Annotated in this window: 3 protein-coding genes; all 3 read left to right on the top strand. The window is 68.8% G+C overall.

Going from position 1 to position 4,810, the window contains the following annotated elements:
• Positions 1 to 96 precede the first annotated feature (96 nt).
• Positions 97 to 3,609 (top strand): methionine synthase, encoded by a 3,513-nt coding sequence (gene metH, locus ROTAS13_RS19355; protein ID WP_058389828.1) that lies wholly within the window; start codon positions 97 to 99, stop codon positions 3,607 to 3,609.
• Positions 3,610 to 3,633: 24 nt separating this feature from the next.
• Positions 3,634 to 4,527: a cation diffusion facilitator family transporter gene (locus ROTAS13_RS19350; RefSeq protein ID WP_019462684.1), complete on the top strand. Its 894-nt coding sequence runs from the start codon at positions 3,634 to 3,636 to the stop codon at positions 4,525 to 4,527.
• Between the two features lie 66 nt (positions 4,528 to 4,593).
• Positions 4,594 to 4,810, top strand: a 217-nt coding sequence (locus ROTAS13_RS19345) for a hypothetical protein (protein ID WP_139323446.1), incomplete at its 3' end; no start/stop codon positions are given.

Raw genomic sequence — 4,810 nt, 5'->3', positions numbered from 1 at the left:
GGGGGGGGAGGGGGCGCTGGAAGTGCGCCTCTGGCCCGCCACCCGCCTGCCGGCCGCCGCGTCCCTTTCCACGCCCGCCGCAACCGAGGCTCCGTGATGTCCCGTCCCCACCTGCTCGAAGCCCTGCGCGAACGCGTCCTGCTCTGCGACGGGGGCATGGGCTCGCGCGTGCAGGCCCTCACCCTGGATGTCGAGAAGGACTACTGGGGCAAGGAGAACTGCACCGAGGTGCTGAACCTGTCCCGCCCCGAACTGGTTCGCGAGATCCATCGCGGCTACTACGAGGCCGGGTCGGACATGGTGCTCACCAACAGCTTCGGCGGCTCGCCGATCACGCTGGAGGAGTTCGAGCTCGGCGACCGTGCCTTCGAGATCAACAAGCTCTCGGTGGAGCTGGCGCGCGAGGCGGCGGAGAGCTTCGCCGATGGGCGCCACCGCTGGGTGATCGGCGATATCGGCCCGGGCACCAAGCTGCCGAGCCTGGGGCATATCGAGTACGACCGGCTGGAGGCCGCGCTGCTGGAGCAGTGCCGCGGGCTGATCGCCGGCGGCGCCGATGCGCTGCTGACCGAGACCAACCAGGACACGCTCTTCATCAAGGCGGCCGTCAATGCGGCCAAGGCGGCGAAGCGCGAGGCGGGCAGCGACATCCCGATCTTCGTGCAGGTGACGGTGGAGACCACCGGCACGCTGCTGGTCGGCCCCGACATCGCCGCCGCCGCGACGGTGATCGACGCGCTGGACGTGCCGCTGATCGGCCTCAACTGCGCCACCGGCCCGCAGGAGATGGCGGAGCATGTCCGCTACCTCGCCGGTTCCTGGCGCGGGCTGATCTCGGTTCAGCCGAATGCCGGCCTGCCGGAGCTGGTGGACGGCAGGACGCACTACCCGTTGGGCGCAGCGGAGATGGCGAGCTGGATGGAGCGCTTCGTCACCGAGGACGGGGTGAACCTGATCGGCGGCTGCTGCGGCACCTCGACGCCGCATATCCAGGCGCTGGACGCGATGCTGCGCCGGCATGGCGGGGCTTCGCACCGGCCGGTGCCGGTGCCGCGCAAGCCGGTCTGGGTGCCCTCGGTCGCCAGCCTCTACGGCGCCACGGCGCTGCGGCAGGAGAACGCGTACTTCTCCATCGGCGAGCGCTGCAACGCCAACGGTTCCAAGGCCTGGCGGGAGCGGCAGGCGGCGCATGACTGGGATGGCTGCGTCGCCATGGGGCGCGAGCAGGTGGCCGAGGGCTCGAACTCCCTCGATGTCTGCACCGCCTTCGTCGGCCGCGACGAGATGGCGGAGATGAGCGAGGTGATCCGCCGCTTCACCGGCGCGGTGAACGCGCCGCTGGTGATCGATTCCACCGAGACCCCGGTGATCGAGGCCTCGCTGAAGCTGCATGGCGGCAAGCCGATCATCAACTCGATCAACTTCGAGGATGGCGAGGGCCATGCGACGGACCGCATGATCCTGGCCAGGAAGTTCGGCGCCGCGGTGATCGCGCTGACCATCGACGAGGTCGGCATGGCGAAGACGGCGGAGGACAAGCTCCGCATCGCCACGCGGCTGGTGGAGTTCGCCTGCGACCGGCACGGGCTGCCGCAGTCGGACCTGATGATCGACCCGCTGACCTTCACCATCGCCACCGGCAACGAGGACGACCGCAAGCTCGGCCTCTGGACGCTGGAGGGCATCCGCATGATCCGGGAAAGGTTCCCGGACATCCAGATCATCCTAGGCCTGAGCAATATCTCCTTCGGCCTGAACCCGGCGGCGCGGCATGTGCTGAATTCGGTCTTCCTGGACCATGCGGTGAAGGCGGGGATGACCGGCGCCATCGTGCATGTCAGCAAGATCAAGCCGCTGCACCTGATCCCGCCGGAGGAGGTGAAGGTCGCGGAGGACCTGATCTATGACCGGCGCAGCGAGGGCTACGACCCCTTGCAGAAGCTGCTGGAGCTGTTCGCCGGCCGCAAGGCGGCCGACATGGGCGCGCGCAAGAAGGCCGAGACCGTCGAGGGACGGCTGAAGGAGCGGATCGTCGATGGCGACCGCAAGGGGCTGGAGGACGACCTCGCCGCCGCCATGGCGGCCGGGCACACGCCGCTCGCCATCATCAACGAGCTGCTGCTGGACGGCATGAAGACGGTGGGCGAGCTGTTCGGCGCCGGCAAGATGCAGCTTCCCTTCGTGCTGCAGTCCGCCGAGACGATGAAGACGGCGGTCGCCTATCTCGAACCGCATATGGAGCGGGCCGAGGGGCAGGAGAAGGGCACCATCGTCCTCGCCACCGTGAAGGGCGACGTCCACGACATCGGCAAGAACCTTGTCGACATCATCCTGACCAACAACGGCTACAAGGTCGTCAATCTCGGCATCAAGGTTCCCTTGCAGCAGATGATGGAGGCGGTGAAGGCGCACCGCGCCAATGCCATCGGCATGTCCGGCCTGCTGGTGAAGTCCACCGTGGTGATGCGCGAGAACCTGGAGGAGATGGCGCGCCAGGGGCTGGAGGTGCCGGTGCTGCTCGGCGGCGCGGCGCTGACGCGCAACTATGTCGAGGATGACTGCGTCCGCGCCTATGCCAAGGACGGGACGACGGGCCGTGTCGCCTATGCCCGCGATGCCTTCGACGGGCTGCACCTGATGGACCGGGTGATGGGCAACGACTTCGACGGCTATCTCGCCGCCCTGCAGTCGCGCCGCGCCGGCAAGTCGAAGAACGAGAAGCGCACGCTGGGCGTCGCGGACCCGCGCGGCTTCGCGCCCGTGGATGTCAACGAGGCGCAGGCGCGGCGGAAGCGGGTGACGGAGGGCGAGGCCGTGCCCGCGCCGCCCTTCTGGGGTGCCCGGGTGATCGAGGCGCCGCCCAAGGCGATCATCCCCTTCATCAACGAGCGCTCGCTCTACCAGTTCCAATGGGGCTTCCGGAAGCAGGGCCGCTCGCTGGAGGATTTCCTCGGCTGGGCCAAGCAGGAGCTGCGCCCGGTGCTCAAGCGCATGCTGGCGCTGACCGAGGCGGAAAGCATCCTCCATCCGCAGGCCATCTATGGCTACTGGAAATGCGCCGGGCAGGGCAACGACCTGATCCTCTTCGAGGAGGACGGCGTGACCGAGGCCTGGCGCGTCACCCTGCCACGCCAGCCGAAGCAGGATGGCGAGTGCATCGCGGATTTCGTGCGCGACGTGCAGGAAGGGCCGGAGAGCCGCGATGTCATCGGGCTCCAGGTCGTGACGGTGGGCCAGAAGGCCTCCGACGTGGCGCGGGAGTGGTTCGAGGGCAACCGCTACCAGGACTACCTCTACCTGCACGGCCTGTCGGTGGAGATGGCGGAGGCGATGGCGGAATACGTCCACAAGCGCATCCGTGCCGAATGGGGCTATGCGGGCGAGGATGACCGCGACATGGACCGGATGCTGCAGCAGGGCTATCGCGGCGGCCGCTATTCCTTCGGCTACCCGGCCTGCCCGCGGCTGGAGGACCAGGAAGGGCTGCTGAAGCTGCTCGGCGCGGAGCGGATCGGCGTGAGCCTTTCCGATGAGCACCAGCTTCATCCGGAGCAGTCAACCTCTGCGATCGTGTTGCACCACCCCCGCGCGAAATACTTCTCAGTCTGACCGGGGACGGGCTATGCCCGCCCTATGTCGCTCTCGCTGACCGAACGCACCGCCTGGACCAGCCTGGCTGTGGGCCTCTTCGTGCTGTCCCTGAAAGGGGTGGCCTGGTGGATCACGGGCAGCACCGCCTTCTTCGCGGAGATGCTGGAGACGGTGGTGAACGTGGCCGCCGCCTCGGCCGCGTTGATGGCCGTGCGCTATTCGGCCATGCCGGCGGACGACAACCACCCTTATGGCCATGCCAAGGCGGAATACTTCTCCGCCGTGCTGGAGGGGGCGCTGATCGTGGTCGCGGCCACGCTGATCCTGCAGGAGGTCTGGACCGCCTGGCAGAACCCGCGGGCGCCGGACCGGCCGATGATCGGCCTGGTGCTGTCCATCGCCGCGGCGCTGGTGAACGTGGTCTGGGCGACGATCCTGCGCCGGCGTGGCAAGCGGCTCGGCTCCCCGGCCCTGGTGGCCGATTCGCACTACCTGATGGCCGATGTCGTCACCTCGGTCGGGGTGGTGATCGGCGTCTTCCTGGTCACGGTGACGGGGCTGCTCTGGCTCGACCCCCTGATGGCGGGCGTGACGGCGGTGATGATCCTCTTCTCCGGCCTGCGCCTGCTCCGCGAAAGCGTCGGCGGGCTGATGGACGAGGCCGCGCCGCCGGAGCTGGTGGCGCAGATCCGCGAGCATGTTTCCGCCAATGCCACCGGGGCGCTGGAGGCGCATGACCTGCGCACCCGCCGGGCCGGGCGCTTCACCTTCATCGACTTCCACCTCGTGGTGCCCGGCGGCATGTCGGTGGACGAGGCGCACGGCATCTGCGACCGGATCGAGGGCACGCTGAAGCAGGAGCTCGGCAACGTGGTGATCTCGATCCATGTCGAGCCGGACGGCAAGGCCAAGCACAGCGGCGTCGTGGTGCTGTGAGCCGGTGGTGCTGACGGGCGCCGGCCCTTCGCCATGAAGGCGGCGCGTCCCGTTGCGGAAAAGGCCGTGCGGCCGTTGCGGCCCGGGGCACGGCCCCTGCGCCGGACCTTCGGCCGGGCGCCGGCCTGGGCGCCGCCGCTGTCGCTGCTGCTGCACGGCGCCGCGCTGGCGGCGCTGCTCGGGCTGCTGGCGCCGGAGGCGGTGCACGAGCCGGTGCGGATGACCGGCATCCCCCTGGTCCTGTCTCTTGATCACATCTACGCACAGCTCCACCGTAAGGCGA

Origin of the sequence: Roseomonas sp. TAS13 (assembly GCF_001950415.1) — a bacterium.
Lineage (GTDB): Bacteria > Pseudomonadota > Alphaproteobacteria > Acetobacterales > Acetobacteraceae > Roseomonas > Roseomonas mucosa.
Note: the sequence above shows the minus strand (reverse complement) of the source record. Positions and strands in the feature narration are given on the sequence as shown.

Bases quoted from the DNA above. Each gene is read 5' to 3' on its own strand.
- metH (WP_058389828.1), top strand. From the start codon at position 97: ATGTCCCGTCCCCACCTGCTCGAAGCCCTGCGCGAACGCGTCCTGCTC.
- ROTAS13_RS19350 (WP_019462684.1), top strand. From the start codon at position 3,634: ATGTCGCTCTCGCTGACCGAACGCACCGCCTGGACCAGCCTGGCTGTG.